The organism is Rhizobium sp. BK313 (assembly GCF_014193655.1).
Lineage (GTDB): Bacteria > Pseudomonadota > Alphaproteobacteria > Rhizobiales > Rhizobiaceae > Rhizobium.
Genome location: NZ_JACHZQ010000003.1, coordinates 382,179 through 397,580, shown reverse-complemented (window position 1 = coordinate 397,580; position 15,402 = coordinate 382,179). Strand labels below are relative to the sequence as shown.

Annotated in this window: 15 protein-coding genes; all 15 read right to left on the bottom strand. The window is 60.3% G+C overall.

Features of this window, described 5'->3' with window-relative positions:
* Positions 1-59: 59 nt before the first annotated feature.
* The gene (locus FHT86_RS18340) at positions 60-1,238 is read right to left on the bottom strand and encodes a hemolysin family protein (protein ID WP_133708257.1); all 1,179 of its coding nucleotides are present in this window, start codon (positions 1,236-1,238) and stop codon (positions 60-62) included.
* A gap of 25 nt (positions 1,239-1,263) precedes the next feature.
* Complete coding sequence (gene ybeY / locus FHT86_RS18335; protein ID WP_133708256.1) at positions 1,264-1,770, bottom strand: rRNA maturation RNase YbeY; 507 nt, start codon at positions 1,768-1,770, stop codon at positions 1,264-1,266.
* Positions 1,770-2,828, bottom strand: coding sequence for a PhoH family protein (locus FHT86_RS18330; protein ID WP_133708255.1), 1,059 nt, complete (start codon positions 2,826-2,828; stop codon positions 1,770-1,772). The genes ybeY and FHT86_RS18330 overlap by 1 nt, the downstream gene beginning before the upstream one ends.
* Before the next feature lie 30 nt (positions 2,829-2,858).
* A complete protein-coding gene (gene miaB, locus FHT86_RS18325) occupies positions 2,859-4,271 on the bottom strand; it encodes a tRNA (N6-isopentenyl adenosine(37)-C2)-methylthiotransferase MiaB (RefSeq protein WP_133708254.1) in 1,413 nt (470 codons plus the stop codon).
* Positions 4,272-4,331: 60 nt separating this feature from the next.
* Positions 4,332-5,129, bottom strand: coding sequence for a 1-acyl-sn-glycerol-3-phosphate acyltransferase (locus FHT86_RS18320; protein ID WP_133708253.1), 798 nt, complete (start codon positions 5,127-5,129; stop codon positions 4,332-4,334).
* Between the two features lie 30 nt (positions 5,130-5,159).
* Positions 5,160-5,606, bottom strand: a complete 447-nt coding sequence (locus tag FHT86_RS18315; RefSeq protein ID WP_133708252.1) for a Fur family transcriptional regulator — start codon at positions 5,604-5,606, stop codon at positions 5,160-5,162.
* Positions 5,607-5,645: 39 nt separating this feature from the next.
* On the bottom strand, positions 5,646-6,140 hold the full coding sequence (locus FHT86_RS18310) for a GNAT family N-acetyltransferase (RefSeq protein ID WP_133708251.1): 495 nt from the start codon (positions 6,138-6,140) through the stop codon (positions 5,646-5,648).
* 2 nt (positions 6,141-6,142) lie between these two features.
* Complete coding sequence (gene tsaB, locus FHT86_RS18305; RefSeq protein ID WP_133708250.1) at positions 6,143-6,799, bottom strand: tRNA (adenosine(37)-N6)-threonylcarbamoyltransferase complex dimerization subunit type 1 TsaB; 657 nt, start codon at positions 6,797-6,799, stop codon at positions 6,143-6,145.
* A 124-nt stretch (positions 6,800-6,923) separates the two neighbouring features.
* A complete protein-coding gene (locus FHT86_RS18300; protein WP_133708249.1) occupies positions 6,924-7,490 on the bottom strand; it encodes a NifU family protein in 567 nt (188 codons plus the stop codon).
* Positions 7,491-7,608: 118 nt separating this feature from the next.
* Positions 7,609-8,100 (bottom strand): universal stress protein, encoded by a 492-nt coding sequence (locus FHT86_RS18295; protein WP_133708248.1) that lies wholly within the window; start codon positions 8,098-8,100, stop codon positions 7,609-7,611.
* Between the two features lie 75 nt (positions 8,101-8,175).
* Positions 8,176-9,009, bottom strand: coding sequence for a PhzF family phenazine biosynthesis protein (locus FHT86_RS18290; RefSeq protein ID WP_133708247.1), 834 nt, complete (start codon positions 9,007-9,009; stop codon positions 8,176-8,178).
* 72 nt (positions 9,010-9,081) lie between these two features.
* Positions 9,082-10,146 (bottom strand): tryptophan--tRNA ligase, encoded by a 1,065-nt coding sequence (gene trpS / locus FHT86_RS18285; protein WP_133708246.1) that lies wholly within the window; start codon positions 10,144-10,146, stop codon positions 9,082-9,084.
* A 187-nt stretch (positions 10,147-10,333) separates the two neighbouring features.
* On the bottom strand, positions 10,334-10,726 hold the full coding sequence (locus FHT86_RS18280) for a VOC family protein (protein ID WP_133708245.1): 393 nt from the start codon (positions 10,724-10,726) through the stop codon (positions 10,334-10,336).
* A gap of 70 nt (positions 10,727-10,796) precedes the next feature.
* Positions 10,797-12,398, bottom strand: a complete 1,602-nt coding sequence (gene murJ / locus FHT86_RS18275) for a murein biosynthesis integral membrane protein MurJ (protein ID WP_133708244.1) — start codon at positions 12,396-12,398, stop codon at positions 10,797-10,799.
* Positions 12,395-15,310, bottom strand: a complete 2,916-nt coding sequence (locus tag FHT86_RS18270; protein ID WP_133708243.1) for a [protein-PII] uridylyltransferase — start codon at positions 15,308-15,310, stop codon at positions 12,395-12,397. Before FHT86_RS18270 ends, murJ begins: the two co-directional genes overlap by 4 nt.
* Positions 15,311-15,402 lie beyond the last annotated feature (92 nt).

The following is a 15,402-nucleotide window of genomic DNA, read 5'->3' as shown; positions in this document are numbered from 1 at the left end:
GCGAATCAATTGGCCGCAGTCTTTCAAAAAAGCAGCGACTTGTCCTGCTGAAGCGCCATTTATTGGCTGGCAGTGTTCTGTTCGGGCGAGGATTCGTCCGGCAGCGTATCCGGTGAAGGCAGGTCGCGCTCGATCAGGCCACCCTCGCCTTCCGCCTTGGCCGGGCGGCGGCGCAAGGCATGGCGCTTGCGGGTGATGCGCACCCGTTTGATGCGGCGCGGATCGGCATCGAGAATATGGAATTCGAAGCCCGGCAGCGCCTGGACCAGTTCGCCCCGCACCGGGATACGGCCGAGCGCGGAGAAGATCAGGCCGCCGAGCGTATCCACTTCGTCCACCTGCTCGCTGATGTCGAAATCGGGGCCGATGGCGGCCGCAATCTCTTCCAGCTCCACGCGGGCATCGGCAACGAAGACGTCTTCGGAAACGCGCTTGAACATGACTTCCTCGTCATCATGTTCGTCGTCGATGTCGCCGACGACCATTTCGACGATGTCCTCATGCGACGCGAGGCCGTCGGTGCCGCCATATTCGTCGATGACGAGCGCCATCTGCGTACGGTTGACCTGCATGCGGCGGAGAAGATCGGACGCCAGCATGGAGGGCGGAACGAACAGGATCTTTCGGATGATGCCGGCTTCGGCCAGCGTCTTCTGCAGATCGACGCGCGAAAGATCGAAATTCGACTTGACCGAGCGTGGCGGCTTCTCAGCCGGGCTCGCAGCCGACGCTGATGCCGCGGCGGCTGCCACCGTCTTGCCGTTGCTGCCGCGGCGCTTGTTGCGCGCCTGCTTGGCGATATAGGACAGGAGATCGCGGATATGCACCATGCCGCGCGGATCATCGAGCGTTTCGGCGTAGACCGGCATGCGCGAGCGGCCGCTCTCCTCGAACAGGATCATCAGCTCGCCGATGGTGATGTTCTGATCGACCGCCTCGATATCGGCGCGCGGCACCATGACGTCTTCGACACGCACCTCGCGAAAACGGAGGATATTGTGCAGCATCGCCCGCTCATCCGGCGAGAAGGCATCATCATCGGTGGCGTTGGTCATCAACGCGTCGGCGAGATCCTCGCGCAGGCGTGCCGATCCCTGAGCTGGGCGCAGAATGCGCGCAGCGCGGGCCCAGAACGAAGAGTGTGATCGTTTGCCGCTACTACTGCCTGCCTCATCGGAGGAGGCGGTTTCGGCTCCGTCTTTGGCCTCGGGGGCCGGTCTTGTCGTAAAGTCGCTCATTGTTCCTGATCAGACAGGGTTCAAGTCAAATGGGGTCCTGCCCCGCATAGGGATCAGATAGGCCAAGCCCCGCCAAAATGCGAGTCTCCAGCCCCTCCATTCTTTCGGCTTCCCTATTATTCATATGGTCGTAACCGAAGAGATGCAAGAAACCATGCACAATCAAATGGGTCAGATGGTCATCAAAACTCTTTTCCAGCTCGACCGCTTCACGCTCCACCGTCTCTTTGGCGATAATAATGTCGCCCAGCATCGGGCCGGGCTTGCCGCCCGGCACTAGCGGAAAAGCGGGGAAAGACAGGACGTTGGTCGCCTTGTCCTGCTCGCGCCATTCTGCATTGATCTCTCGGATCGAAGCATCATCGGTAAAGACCAGCGACAATTCCGACGCCATTTTCGGAAAAGGCTGCTTCTCGTGTTTCTCGAGATAGGCCGCAGCCGCGCCCAACACGCGCTCGGCCAGAGCCTGCAACTCGTCTTCGGAGGGCCAGCCGCCCTCCTCGACACTGATCTGAATATCGAGATCGGCCATCAGATCTGCGGATCGGCCTCACTGCCCTCAACGGGCGTGGCGTAATTCGAGTCGTAAGCCCTGACGATGCGCGCCACCAGCGGATGGCGGACGACGTCAGTGTCCTTAAAGCGGACGATGGTGATCCCCTCGACTCCGTTGAGGAGTTGCAGAGCTTCCACTAGTCCGGATTTGACGCCGCGCGGCAGATCGATCTGACTCGGATCGCCGGTGATGATCATGCGCGAATTCTCGCCGAGACGCGTCAGGAACATCTTCATCTGCATCGAGGTGGTGTTCTGCGCCTCATCGAGGATGACGGCAGCGTTGCCAAGCGTACGGCCGCGCATGAAGGCAAGCGGGGCGATTTCGATGACGCCGGCAGTGATGGCACGTTCGACCTTGTCGCCGGGCATCATATCGTAGAGCGCGTCATAAAGCGGCCGGAGATAGGGGTCGACCTTCTCCTTCATATCGCCAGGCAAGAAGCCGAGACGCTCGCCGGCTTCGACGGCCGGGCGCGACAGAATGATCTTCTCGACAGCGCCGCGTTCCAGAAGCTGGGCGGCATGGGCGACGGCAAGATAGGTCTTACCGGTACCAGCCGGGCCGACACCGAAAACCATTTCGGAACGCTCGAGCGCCCGGATATAGGCATCCTGCGTCGGCGTGCGGGCAATGATCGTCTTCTTGCGCGTCGAAATCTGCGCCATCGTCAACTTGGCTTTTTTCTCCATGGTCGGCAGAGTCAGTTGGTCATCGGCGGCAACCGCCATGCGAATTGCCCCTTCCACGTCGGAGCGCTCCACATTCCCACCTTTCTGCAGCTTGTCATAGAGATAATCGAGGGTATGACGCGCTTGGTTTGTGGCCAGCACATCGCCGGTGATGATAACGGAATTGCCGCGAGCGCGGGCGTCGATACCAAGCCGCTCCTCGAGCAGCTTCAAATTCTGATCGAACTGTCCGAAAAGTTCGCTGGCGAACCGATTGTTCTCGAACGTCAGGATGAAGTGATTGGCGTCGCTCGCGGTGCGTGGCTGGCGCGATGAAGAAGAAACCAATTCCTGTCCGTTCAAGCGGTCCGGCTCCTTTGCCTTGTCCGGAACCTAGAGCAACTCAGCAAAAAGGCTGTTCGTGCTGGTTCCGATGATTCGTACGTTGATAATGTCACCGATTTGCGATGCTTTTGCATCAACATTCACAGATTGCAGCCAAGGGGACCGGCCGATCAACTGACCCGGCATGCGGCCTGGCTTTTCCAGCAGTACATCGACTACCTTGCCGACGCAGGCATCGGCAAACAAATGCTGCTGCTTCAAAAGCAGCGCCTGCAACCGTTCCAGCCGTTCCGCCTTGATCTCTTCTGGCACTTGGCCCTTCAATTCCGCACCGGGCGTTCCCGGACGCGTCGAATATTTGAACGAGAAGGCTTGCGCATAGTTCACCTCCTCCACAAGACGAAGTGTATCCGCAAAATCCTGCTCTGTCTCCCCCGGGAAACCGACAATGAAATCACCCGAAAGGGCGATATCCGGCCGCGCCGTGCGGATTTTTTCGATCAAAGCGAGATATTCGGCGGCCGTATGTCGCCGATTCATCGCCTTGAGGATGCGGTCGGAGCCGGACTGAACCGGCAGATGCAGATAGGGCATCAGCGTGCGCAGGTCACGATGGGCCGATATCAGCCGGTCGTCCATGTCGCGTGGGTGGCTGGTGGTATAGCGCAGCCGGGCAAGGCCAGGAATTTCTGCCAGCCGGTACAGCAAGTCGCCAAGGCTCCAGGCTTCGCCCGTCGGTCCGGTTCCGTGCCAGGCGTTGACGTTCTGGCCGAGAAGCGTGATTTCGCGCACGCCGCCATCCACAAGTTTCTCGGCCTCTTCGACGATCTGGGAGACCGGACGCGAGACTTCGGAACCGCGCGTATAAGGCACGACGCAGAAAGTGCAGAACTTGTCGCAGCCTTCCTGCACCGTCAGGAAGGCCGTGACGCCACGGGCGCGGATCTTCGACTTCTCGGCGATCGGCAGATGTTCGAACTTATCCTCGATCGCATATTCCGTATCGACGACCCGCTGGCCTTCCTTGGCCCGACGCAATGCGTCCGGCAGGCGGTGATAGGTCTGCGGCCCAATGACGACGTCGACGGCGGGCGCGCGGCGGAGAATCTCCTCGCCCTCGGCCTGGGCGACGCAGCCGGTGACACCAATCATCATGTCGCGGCCGTCGGCAGCCTTGCGTTTCTTCATCTCGCGCAGGCGCCCGAGCGCGGAATAGACCTTTTCGGCGGCCTTCTCGCGGATGTGGCAGGTGTTCAACAGGACGAGATCGGCTTCTTCCATGTCCTCGGTCGGCTCATAGCCATCGCGGGCGAGCGCATCGCTCATCCGCGTCGAGTCGTAGACATTCATCTGGCAGCCATAGGTCTTGATGAAAACCTTGCGGCTGTTGGAGCCATCGCGGAGGCCAATCTTTAAAGCACTTGGCTCCGGGGCATCGAGAGTTAAGCTGTCCTTGGTCATGGCCGCTATGTAGTGGCTTTTGCTTCTGGAGAAAATCGAAAAGTTAAAATCAACCGGATCTCAAGCGATCTCGCGGCCAAGCAACCGGCTCGCCAACATGGTGCGGATGCGTTGCGCGATGGTGGCGCTGACTTCCTTGCGGTTGGTGTCGGCGCGATAATCCACCGCCTCGCCGAAGCAGACGTCGACATCGATGGCCCCACAAGCGAAGATACCTTTGAGATGCGGCAGCAGCTCTATATCGCCTGGCCAAGCCGCCAGCGGACGATAGTAGCGGCCCATGGCGATGCCGTGGACACGAGTATAGGCCACCGCAACCGGCTGGACATGAACGACGGCATCCGGTGCTTTCGGCAGGGCAGCCGCCGCCGCGCCGAACAAGGAGGATTTGACTTCCAGCAGTCGGTTGCCATCCGATGTCGTACCCTCTGGAAAGAGGACCATGATCTCGCCGTCCGCCATGCGCTCCGCGATCTCGTTCACCTGATCGCCGGTCTTGCGCTTCTGTTCGCGCACGACGAATACGCTCTTTTGCCACTGAGCAAGATGGCCGAAGACCGGCCAATCGCGCACTTCCGCCTTGGCGATGAAAGCAACGTCGGCAATGGACGAGAGCACGAGAATATCAAGCCAGGAGGCATGGTTTACGGCCAGCATCAGTGGCCGGCGCTGCTCGGCCTTTCCGATGACATTGATACGGATGCCGAGCCAATAGCAGACGATGCGATGCCAGTAGCGCGGCAGATAGCGCCTGAGTTTCCAGTCGAAGCGCAGGCAAAGAATCTGCAGCGGCAGCAAGACAAGGCTGACAACGCAGATGGCGATGACGGCACAGCCGACGCGCAGCCAGGTCACCAAATCATTCGCTCCCGCACGACCGCGACCACCTCAGCGCTCGTCCTTCTTCAGCGGCTCATCCTTCTTCAGCGGGATGCCGTAAAGCTCCAGTCGATGGTCGACGAGCTTGAAACCGTGTTCGCGGGCAATACGCTCCTGCAGCGCCTCGATCTCCGGCGAGTGGAATTCGATCACTTCGCCGCTCTTCAGATCGATCAGGTGATCATGATGCTCTTCCGACACAGTCTCGTAACGCGAACGCCCGTCGCGGAAGTCATGGCGGGCGATGATGCCGGCATCCTCGAAAAGCTTTACCGTGCGGTAGACCGTCGAAATCGAGATCTTTGCATCCACCTTGACGGAGCGCCGGTGCAGTTCCTCAACATCGGGATGATCCTCGGAACTCTCGATGATGCGCGCAATGACCCTCCGCTGCTCCGTCATGCGCATGCCGCGCTCGGCGCAAAGCTCCTCAAGGGATTTTACGGGATCGTTCATTGAAATACGGTCTTCGGTCTATTCGTCTATGACAACGGACTAGCGAAGAACACGGCGCATGACAAGCGCCGTCGATTTCGCGCCGCTTTCATCGACATAGTAGGCCTTGCGCTCGCCGACCGTCTCAAAACCAAGCTTGCGGTAGAGACCGAGGGCCGGCTGATTGGCGCCGTCGACCTCCAAGAACATGGTTTCGCCGCCGCGGTTACGCGCCTCGCGCAACGCCGCCTGCATCAGCCGCCAGCCGAGGCCGGTGCGGCCAAGCTTGGCGCTAACGGCAACCGTCAGGATTTCCGCCTCGCCCGCGACATGCCGTGCCAGCACAAACCCCGGAAGCGGCTTTTTCAGGATCGCGTTGGTCTGGCGGGCGACGAAGCCGAAGGTCGTATCCTGCGACAGGAGATTTTGAAACTCGGTCTCGTCCCAAACCCGGGAAAACCGTTCGCCATGCAGAGCCGCCACTTCGGCGCAGTCCTGCAGCTGCATCGGAACGATCTCGTATTCGGCTTTCAGGGTGAGATAGGATTCCAGCATGGTTATACCCTGGCGACTGCGTACCCGGCCTGCGGTCTGGCGTCGGGTCCGCGAAGATAAAGCGGCTTCGGCTTTTCGCTGACAGGTTTGACAGCGCCGAGCCGGGCGACGGTGGCAATCGGAAAGGCATCAGGCCGAACCGCCGGCGGCGCGTCTCTGAGCCTGGCGACAGCCGAGCCGGTGACGACGCCGTCGAAAGCATCGGAGATCACACGCGCTTCATCGATCGTCACAGCGCGCGCCTCATCCAACGGCTGGCCATCGACATCGAAGGACTGGAGATAAATCTCCTCGCGCTTGGCGTCGATCGCAGCCAGAACCGATTTACCCGGATTCATTTCCCGCGCGGCGGCAGCCATAACCTCAAGGGTCGTGACGCCGATAGCGGGAATGTTTAGGGAAAGCGCGAAACCGCGGGCAGCGGCAACGCCGATGCGGATGCCAGTGAAGGAGCCCGGACCGACGGTCACGACCACACGTTCCACCGAAGCGAGCGCTATATCGGCTTCAGCCAGCGCCCGGTCGACAACATCCATCAAATGCTCAGCATGTCCTCGCCCGATCGTTTCCGTGACCTCCCCAATCACAGAATCACTACCGCTATCATACACAGCGGCAGCGCAATCCACACCTGCCGTGTCGAGCGCCAGTACGATCATCACAATTTATCCGAAAAGGCCATATTTGGAGCGCGGTAACTTATCTTTGAACCGTCACTGCACCCCAATAACTGCTTTTGCAAGATCTTATCCAAAAACCGCTGTGCACTTTTTGGTATCATGCCTAGACGGCTTCGACTTCCTGCACTTCCGGGACGAAATGGCGCAGCAGGTTCTGGATGCCATGCTTCAATGTCGCCGTCGACGACGGGCAACCGGAGCAGGATCCCTTCATATTGAGGTAGACCTTGCCGTCACGAAAGCCGCGGAAAGTGATGTCGCCGCCATCCTGGGCGACGGCCGGCCGAACGCGAGTCTCAAGCAATTCCTTGATGGTCAGTACGATCGATTCGTCGCCTTCATCGAAGAACTCTCCGCCGGCATCCTGCGCTTCGGAGAGAACCGAGCTTTCGCCCATGACCGGCTTGCCGGACATGAAATGCTCCATGATCGAACCGAGGATGGCGGGCTTCAGATGCTGCCATTCCTGGTCTTCCTTGGAGACGGAGATGAAGTCGTAGCCGAAATAGACGCCGCTGACGCCGGGGACATCGAAGATGCGCGCAGCGAGCGGCGAGACTTCCGCTTCATCGGCGCTGCGGAATTCGGCGGTGCCATTTTCCATGACCACCTTACCCGGCAGAAACTTCAGGGTGGCGGGATTCGGCGTCGCTTCGGTCTGAATGAACATCTTGATCTCCATACGGCGGGCCGAAGCCCTCTTCCGACTTTAGAATACTTCAAAAGAAAATAGGCTTTTTGCCCGTGCTATTCAAGAGAGCAATCCTCAAGAAATAGCCTGAAACAGATCAACTGAGGGCGTCGATTTCCTCGTTCGTCAGCGTATCCGGGAGCACCGTAACGGGGATCGGAAAGGCTGCGGCACGTCCCGCGATCGACGACACCAACGGTCCCGGCCCTTCCTTGGCCGAACCGGCGGCAAGGACGAGGAGCGCGATATCCCGGTCTTCCTCGATCACCGCATTGATCTGTTCGGCGGCCGACCCTTCACGAATGACGATCTCCGGATCGATGCCAACATTCTCGCGCACGATCTGCGCCGCCTTCGCGGTTGCTGCCTCGGCCTCCTCGCGCGCTTCGGCCCGCATGATCTCCTCGACACCCAGCCATTGCTGGAAATCGCCTTCCGGGATCACATAGAGGAGCACAAGGCCGCCATTGGAATTTTTCGCGCGCCGACCGGCGTAGTGGACGGCACGCTGGCATTCGGGGGTGCCGTCGATGACCGCCATGAACTTGCGGCGATGACCTTCGAGCCGTGAGAGACGTTTTGATACCATAGGCCAAGTCTGACATCGAAATCCGTGCCATGGCAAGCCCCGTTTTGAACCCGGTGGCGATCGTCGCCCGCCGACTTACAGGTCCATAAGCCTTGCCTCGCCTGACACTCGGACGGAGCTTCCGGCTGCGGCCGGAATATCGGCATGCAGACGTGAACGCATTCCCATATCCTCGCCCTGGATGATGTCGATGGCCCCGCCATGCGGCCAGGCAATATCGCGCAGATATCCGGCGAAGGCTGCGGTTGACGCGCCGGTCGCGGGGTCTTCATAAATCCCGCCCGATGCGAAGGCATTGCGGGTATGGAACAGTTGCGGCGTTTCGGCGTAGGCGAGCAGGATCGTGATCCAACCTTCGCGGATCATCAAAGAACGCCCCGCATCGAGATCGTAGGTCATGGCGGCAAGCGCCTGGCGGGATTTGAGAGCCAGCACGAAGTGGTCGGCACCGCCGTTAATAAGCGCGGATGGTATGGCCGGGTTCAGGTCGCCAGTCGAATAACCGAACAATGCCAGCACCTCGGATAACAATTCAGGCGCCGGCGCCTTGCTGCTCGTGGGCGGCGACTGCAAGGCGGCCGTGAGGACATCGCCATTCCGGTGCCCCTCGACAGTGATATTGGCCTGATTGAGCGCGAGCGCAAAAATCCCGTCGCCCTCTTGCAACGCAAGAGCCGCCCCAAGGGCGATCGTCGCATGACCGCAAAAGGGAACTTCCGATTCAGGAGAGAAATAACGCACCCTCCAGCCCTGCCCTTCCGGGGAGGCAAAAGCGGTCTCGGAGAAACCGACGTCGGCTGCAATGCGTTGCATTTCGGAGGCATCAGGCAGGACATCGGCAATCAAGACGCCGGCGGGATTGCCGCCGGCTCCGTTTTCCGAAAAGGAAGCAATCCGCAAGATATTCAAGATCGGGCCATCCGTTCGTTGGTCTTGGCGCGCCGCACTGGCAGCGCGCCAACCAATAAGAAATCAAAAGCCTCAGTAAATAAAGCCGATGATGTCGCGGACCTGCTTCATCGTCACTTCGGCACGGGCACGGGCACGAGCACTGCCATCGCGCAGAACGGTATCGATATGGCCGGGATCGGCCATCAGGCGGCGCATCTCGCCAGTGATCGGCGAGAGGACATGCACGGCGAGATCGACCAGCGCCGGCTTGAAGACCGAGAATTGCTGGCCGCCGAATGCCGAAAGAACGTCAGCCTTCGACTTGTCGGCAAGGGCGGCATAGATGCCGACGAGGTTATCGGCTTCCGGGCGGCCAGCGAGGCCGGCAATCTCGCTCGGCAAACCGTCCGGATCGGTCTTGGCCTTGCGGATCTTCTTCGAGATGTTCTCTTCATCGTCGAGCAGATTGATACGCGACAGGTCAGAGGCATCCGACTTCGACATCTTCTTGGTGCCGTCGCGAAGCGACATGACGCGTGGGGCCGGACCATCGATCAGCGGCTCGACCATCGGAAAATAGGCGTGCACCGGCTCATCGCCCACGGTGATGTCGATGCCGTAGCCCGAGCGGCGGATGTGCTCCATGTAGTCCAGATTGAACTTCATGGCGATGTCGCGGGTGAGTTCCAGATGCTGCTTCTGGTCGTCGCCGACAGGCACGTGCGTGGCACGGTAGACGAGAATGTCTGCAGCCATCAGGCTCGGATAGGCGTAGAGGCCGAGGGAGGCCTGCTCGCGGTCCTTGCCGGCCTTGTCCTTGAACTGCGTCATGCGGTTCATCCAGCCGATGCGGGCGACGCAGTTGAAGATCCAGGCGAGTTCGGCATGCTGCGGGACGGCAGACTGGTTGAAGACGATATGCTTTTCCGGATCGATGCCGGCGGCGAGGAAGGCAGCGGTGATCGAACGGATCTGGCCCGGCATGTCCTCATGCACGAGCTGGGCCGTCAGTGCATGCATGTCGACGACGCAATAGATGCAGTCATTGTTCGCCTGCAGCGCCACGAACTTCCGGATCGCGCCGAGATAATTGCCGAGATGGAGATTGCCGGTCGGCTGGACGCCGGAGAATACGAGCGGCTTGAATTCAGTCATGTCGTCCTCAAAAGGCTTGTGGAGGGCCCGGGCGAGCTCGCGCTCGACCCCTGGTGTTCGGCCGGGCTTATGCACGGCGGACAAGCAGGGATCAAGAGGATATCTACCAGATTCGATTTGGCATGATCTTATTCGAAAACCGCTACACACTTTTCGCTGACGCGGTCCTTCGGTTCGAGATCATGCCTCAGGAAGAATGCTGGATGAGGTCCCAGGTGTTGCCATAGGGATCGGCAAAGACCGCTACGGTGCCGTAAACCTCATAGCGTGGCTGCTCCAGAAACCGCACGCCTTTTGCAATCATCGCCGCGTAGTCGCGGGCGAAATCGTCGGTCTTGAGGAAGAAGCCGACACGACCGCCGGTCTGATTGCCGATTGCAGCACGCTGTTCGTCGTTGGCGGCCTGGGCCAGAAGCAGCGCCGCTCCATCCATGCCCTCCGGCCGCACCACGATCCAACGCTTGCCTTCCGGCTGAACATCATCCTGCAGACAGTCGAAGCCAAGGCAATCACAGTAGAATGCCTTGGCGCGGTCATAGTCATCGACGACGAGAGCAACGAGGAAGAGGGATTGGGACATCGGAACTCCACATCTAACAAAATCGTCCCCTCGCCCGTCTGCGGGAAGGGGTCGGGGTAAAGGAGTTTGATTACTCCCCGTTCACGACCTCCGCGTCCGAAACGGGCTCCGCCGGCTTGCGCTTCAAGTTGCGGCGCACCATGCCCAAATCCACGCCGCCGATCAGGAAGGCGACAACGAAATACACCACCATCGCAATCAATATGAGCAAGCCCAGGACGCCGGTCTTGGCGAGCAGCGTCGAGCTGGACCCCAGAAGCGGCTCCCAGCGATGAGACAAATATACGATGACGCCGCCCATGACGGCGGAGGAGACGAGCAGCATGACGGTGCGGCGCGCCAGCGACCATTCCCAGACGAGATGTCCGCGGCGATAGAGCGTGACGAAGAGCTGCATAGCGTTCAGCCATCCGGCAACCGCCTCGGCGAGCGCAATGCCGCGTTCGGCCAGCACCGGGAAAAGCAGGATGGACAGAGCCGAATTGACGAAGACGGCGACCGCCGTGTAGCGCATCGGCGATTTCGTATCTTCGCGGGCATAAAAGCCGGGCTGCAGCGCCTTGATCAGCACGAAAGCCGGCAGACCCAGGCCGAAGATGGCGAGGATGGAGCCGACCAGCGTTGTATTGCTCGGGTTAAAGGCGCCGCGCTCGTAAAGCACGCGGATGATATCGTCGGAGAGAAGCCAGAGGGCGACAGCGGCCGGCAGGGTCAGGAACAGCACGAATTCGATCGAGCGGTTCTGGATATTGGCGGCTTCCTTGACATGGCCTGACTTCAGCGAACGGGCCAGTTCCGGCAGAAGCACGATTCCGACCGCGACGCCGACGACGCCGAGCGGCAGCTGGTAGATGCGGTCTGCATATTGCAGGGCGGCGATCGCGCCTTCCTTGCCCGAGGCGATCGCCTGGCCGATCACCAGATTGATCTGGGTGACGCCGCCGGTGATGGCCGCCGGGATGGCAAGAAGCAGGAGCCGCTTGACATTGGGCGTGAAGCGCGGAAAGCGCAGGCCGATATTGATGCCGGCATGGCGCACGCCGATATAGACGACGGCCAGCTGCAGCACGCCTGCCACCAGCACCGACCAGGACAGGTACCAGGCGGTGGTCAGCGGATCGGCGCCGTAATAGATCGCGTAGAACAGCGCGCTGATCATCACCAGGTTGAGGAAGATCGGAGCCACGGCGGCGGCGAAGAAACGATGCAGCGAATTCAGCATGCCGCTCATCATCGCCGTCAGCGACATCGACATGAGATAGGGGAACATCACGGCGGCCAACCGGACCGTCAGGTCGAATTTCTCGGCATCGTCCGCGAAACCAGGCGCGATGACCCAACGCACCAGGAGCGGCATGGTCAGTTCCATGACGATGGTGATCAGCAGCAGGACCGAGAAGAGAACGCCAAAGACCTCTTCCGAAAAGCGCTTGGCGCCGTCGATCCCGTGCGCTTCGATCTCCTTGGCGAAGAGCGGCACGAAGGCGGCGTTGAAGGCGCCTTCGGCAAACAGGCGGCGGAAGAGGTTCGGGAAGCGGAATGCCGCATAGAAGACGTCGGCCATCGGCCCCGTGCCGAGGGCGGCGGCCATCAGCGTTTCGCGGGCGAACCCGAAGATGCGGCTGCCAAGCGTCGCGCCGCCGACGGTGATGAATTTCTTGACGAGACTCATGCGGCTGAATCGGCTTTCTTTTCAGTATCGAGCTTTTCAACGGCGAGCGACCGTGTGGAGGCGGGCGCGATGATGCCGGACGGCATACGCTCGCGCACCTCATCCTCTTCGCCGGCCATCACCGCCTTCAGACGCGCGGTGATATTGGCTCGCTTGTTTTCGTTGGAGATTTTCTGCCCGACGAGATCGGTCACATAGAAGCTATCGATGACCTTTTCGCCGAAGGTGGTGATGCGCGCCGACTGGATGTCGAGCGACAGATCGGAAAGAACCGCGGTGATTTCCGACAGAAGCCCGGTGCGGTCGAGGCATTCGACCTCGATGACGGTGAACTTGTTCGACAGACTGTTGGAGATCGTCACCGAGGGCGGGACGACGAAGGCCTTGTTCTTGCGGCGGTTCTTGGTGCGGGTGGCGATGACCTCCGGCAGGCGCTTGCGGCCGGCAAGCACATCCTCGATCATCTTGCCGATGGTGCCGGCGCGCCGCAGCTCGTCCGCATCGTCGGCGAATTCACGGCTGACATGGATGGTGTCGAGCGCACGACCGTCTGACGTGGTGAAAATCTGCGCATCGGCGATATTGGCGCCCGCGGCAGCGCAAGCACCGGCGATGACGGTCAAAAGGCGCGGATGGTCTGGTGAGAGCACGGTGATTTCCGTGATGGCGTGGAAACTGTCGGTGCGCACCATGGTCGCCAGGACCTGGCCCGATTTATCGGTCTGGCGAATGAATTGCGTATGGCGAATCTGATCTTCCAGCGGGACGGACAAAAGATAGGGCTGGTAATGCAGCTTGACGTAGGCCTTGCGGTCCTTCTGGCTCCAGTCCCCCAGGGCCTTTTCGAGCGCTTTGGCTGCGGCTTCCGCCCGTTCTTTGCGCGACACCTCGGAAAAACCGCCGGCAAGCAGCAGTTCGGTCTCGTAATAGAGAGTGCGCAGTAGCTGACCCTTCCAGCCGTTCCACACCCCGGGACCGACGGCGCGGATGTCGCACACGGTCAGGATCAGCAGCATCTTCAATCGGTCGAGCGACTGTACCCGGTCGGCAAAATCGATGATGGTCTTGCGGTCGGTGAGGTCGCGGGTCTGAGCGACCATCGACATAGTCAAATGTTCCTCGATCAGCCAGACGACCAGCTCGGTCTGCTTCGGCGACAGGCCGAAACGGGGGCCAAGCTTGCGCGCTACCTTGGCGCCAGCTTCCGAGTGATCCTCTTCCCGGCCCTTGGCAATGTCATGCAGCAGCACTGCGACATAGAGTGCATCACGGTCTTCGATGCCGGGCATCAGCTTGTTGACCAAGGGATGGACATCCTCGGCCCTACCCTTGTCGATCTCCGAGAGCACGTCGACAGTGCGGATCAGATGCTCATCAACCGTATAGTGATGATACATATTGAACTGCATCATCGAGACAATCTTGCCGAATTCCGGGATGAAGCGGCCGAGCACGCCAGCCTCGTTCATGCGGCGCAAGATCAGCGCCGGATCGCGCTTCGAGGTGAGGATCGCCAGGAACAGGCGGTTCGCCTCTTCGTTTTCGCGCAGGTCGTTGTCGATCAGGCCCAGCGAACGGGTGACGCGCTTCAGGGCGTCAGGATGGAATTCCAGCCCGTTGATGTCGGCGACGAAGAACAGCCTGATCAGGCTCACCGGATCGCGTTTGAAAACATCGGGATTGGCGAGCGCGATACGGCCGCGATCCTCGACGAACTCGATGGTGCCGGGGATCTTGCGCGAGCGATGAGCGAAACGGCTGATGACGCCTGATAGGCCCGGCGTCGCCTTGGCCTGCTGGTCCTCAAGTGCCGCGCAGAGGATGCGGGTGAGATCGCCGACATCCTTGGCGACAAGGAAATAGTGCTTCATGAAGCGTTCGACGGCGGAAAGGCCGGGGCGGGCATGATAGCCGAGCGCCTCGGCAATCTCGCGCTGGATATCGAAGGAAAGCCGCTCCTCCGCCTTGCCGGTCAGGAAGTGCATATGGCAACGCACGGCCCAGAGGAAATCCTCGGCCTTCTGGAAGAGGCGATACTCTTGTTTCGAGAGCACTCCGAGCTTCACCAGTTCGGCCGGATCACGGACGTGGTAATAATATTTCGAGATCCAGAACAGCGTATGCAGGTCTCGCAGACCGCCCTTGCCTTCCTTCACGTTCGGCTCGACCAGGTAGCGGGTGTCACCGGCCTTGCGGTGACGCTCGTCGCGCTCGGCGAGCTTGGCGGCAATGAATTCCGGGCCGGTGTTGGTGACGATTTCCTTGTCGAAACGCGTTTCCAGCTCGCGCGCCAGGGGTTCGTTGCCGCAGATATAGCGCGTTTCCAAAATGGCCGTGCGCACCGTCATGTCGGACTTTGCCTGGCGCATGCATTCTTCGACGGTGCGCGTGGCGTGGCCGACCTTGAAGCCCATGTCCCAGAGCATATAGAGAATGAACTCCACCGCCTTGTGCGTCTCTTCCTCGGGCTTCGGCTTGAACAGGAAGAGGAGGTCGATATCCGAGCCCGGTGCGAGCGTATCGCGGCCATAACCGCCGACGGCGGTGATCGCGAAGCTGCCCTTCTGCTTCGGATGGACGTGGCGGACGGTGAAGTCGTAGAGAACTGTGATGATCTGATCCTGCAGCCAGGAAATGCGATGCGCGCAATCGAGCCCGCTGCCCTCTTCGGAGAGCAGGCGGCGCGCCTTTTCGCGGCCTTCCTGGCTCGCCTTCTTCAACAAGGCAAGAAGGGCGGAGCGCTCGTCCTTCTTGTCCTCATGGAGCTTAACGAGGGTCTCGCATTCCGCCCTCAGCGCGGAGACGTCGAGAATGGCGGAAAAATCGATGTCATGCGTCACCATGCTCGGCCGACCGGGATCCTGTTCATTGACCGCGGCCCATTGCCGGCGCGCCTGTCTTTTCGTCTGCATGCGCTATAGCCTCTTTGCCCGGCGATTGACACAGGCATTCTACGCCCGAATCCTCATAATTTAGCCTGAGCCAAATTTCCCGAATCAGCGGC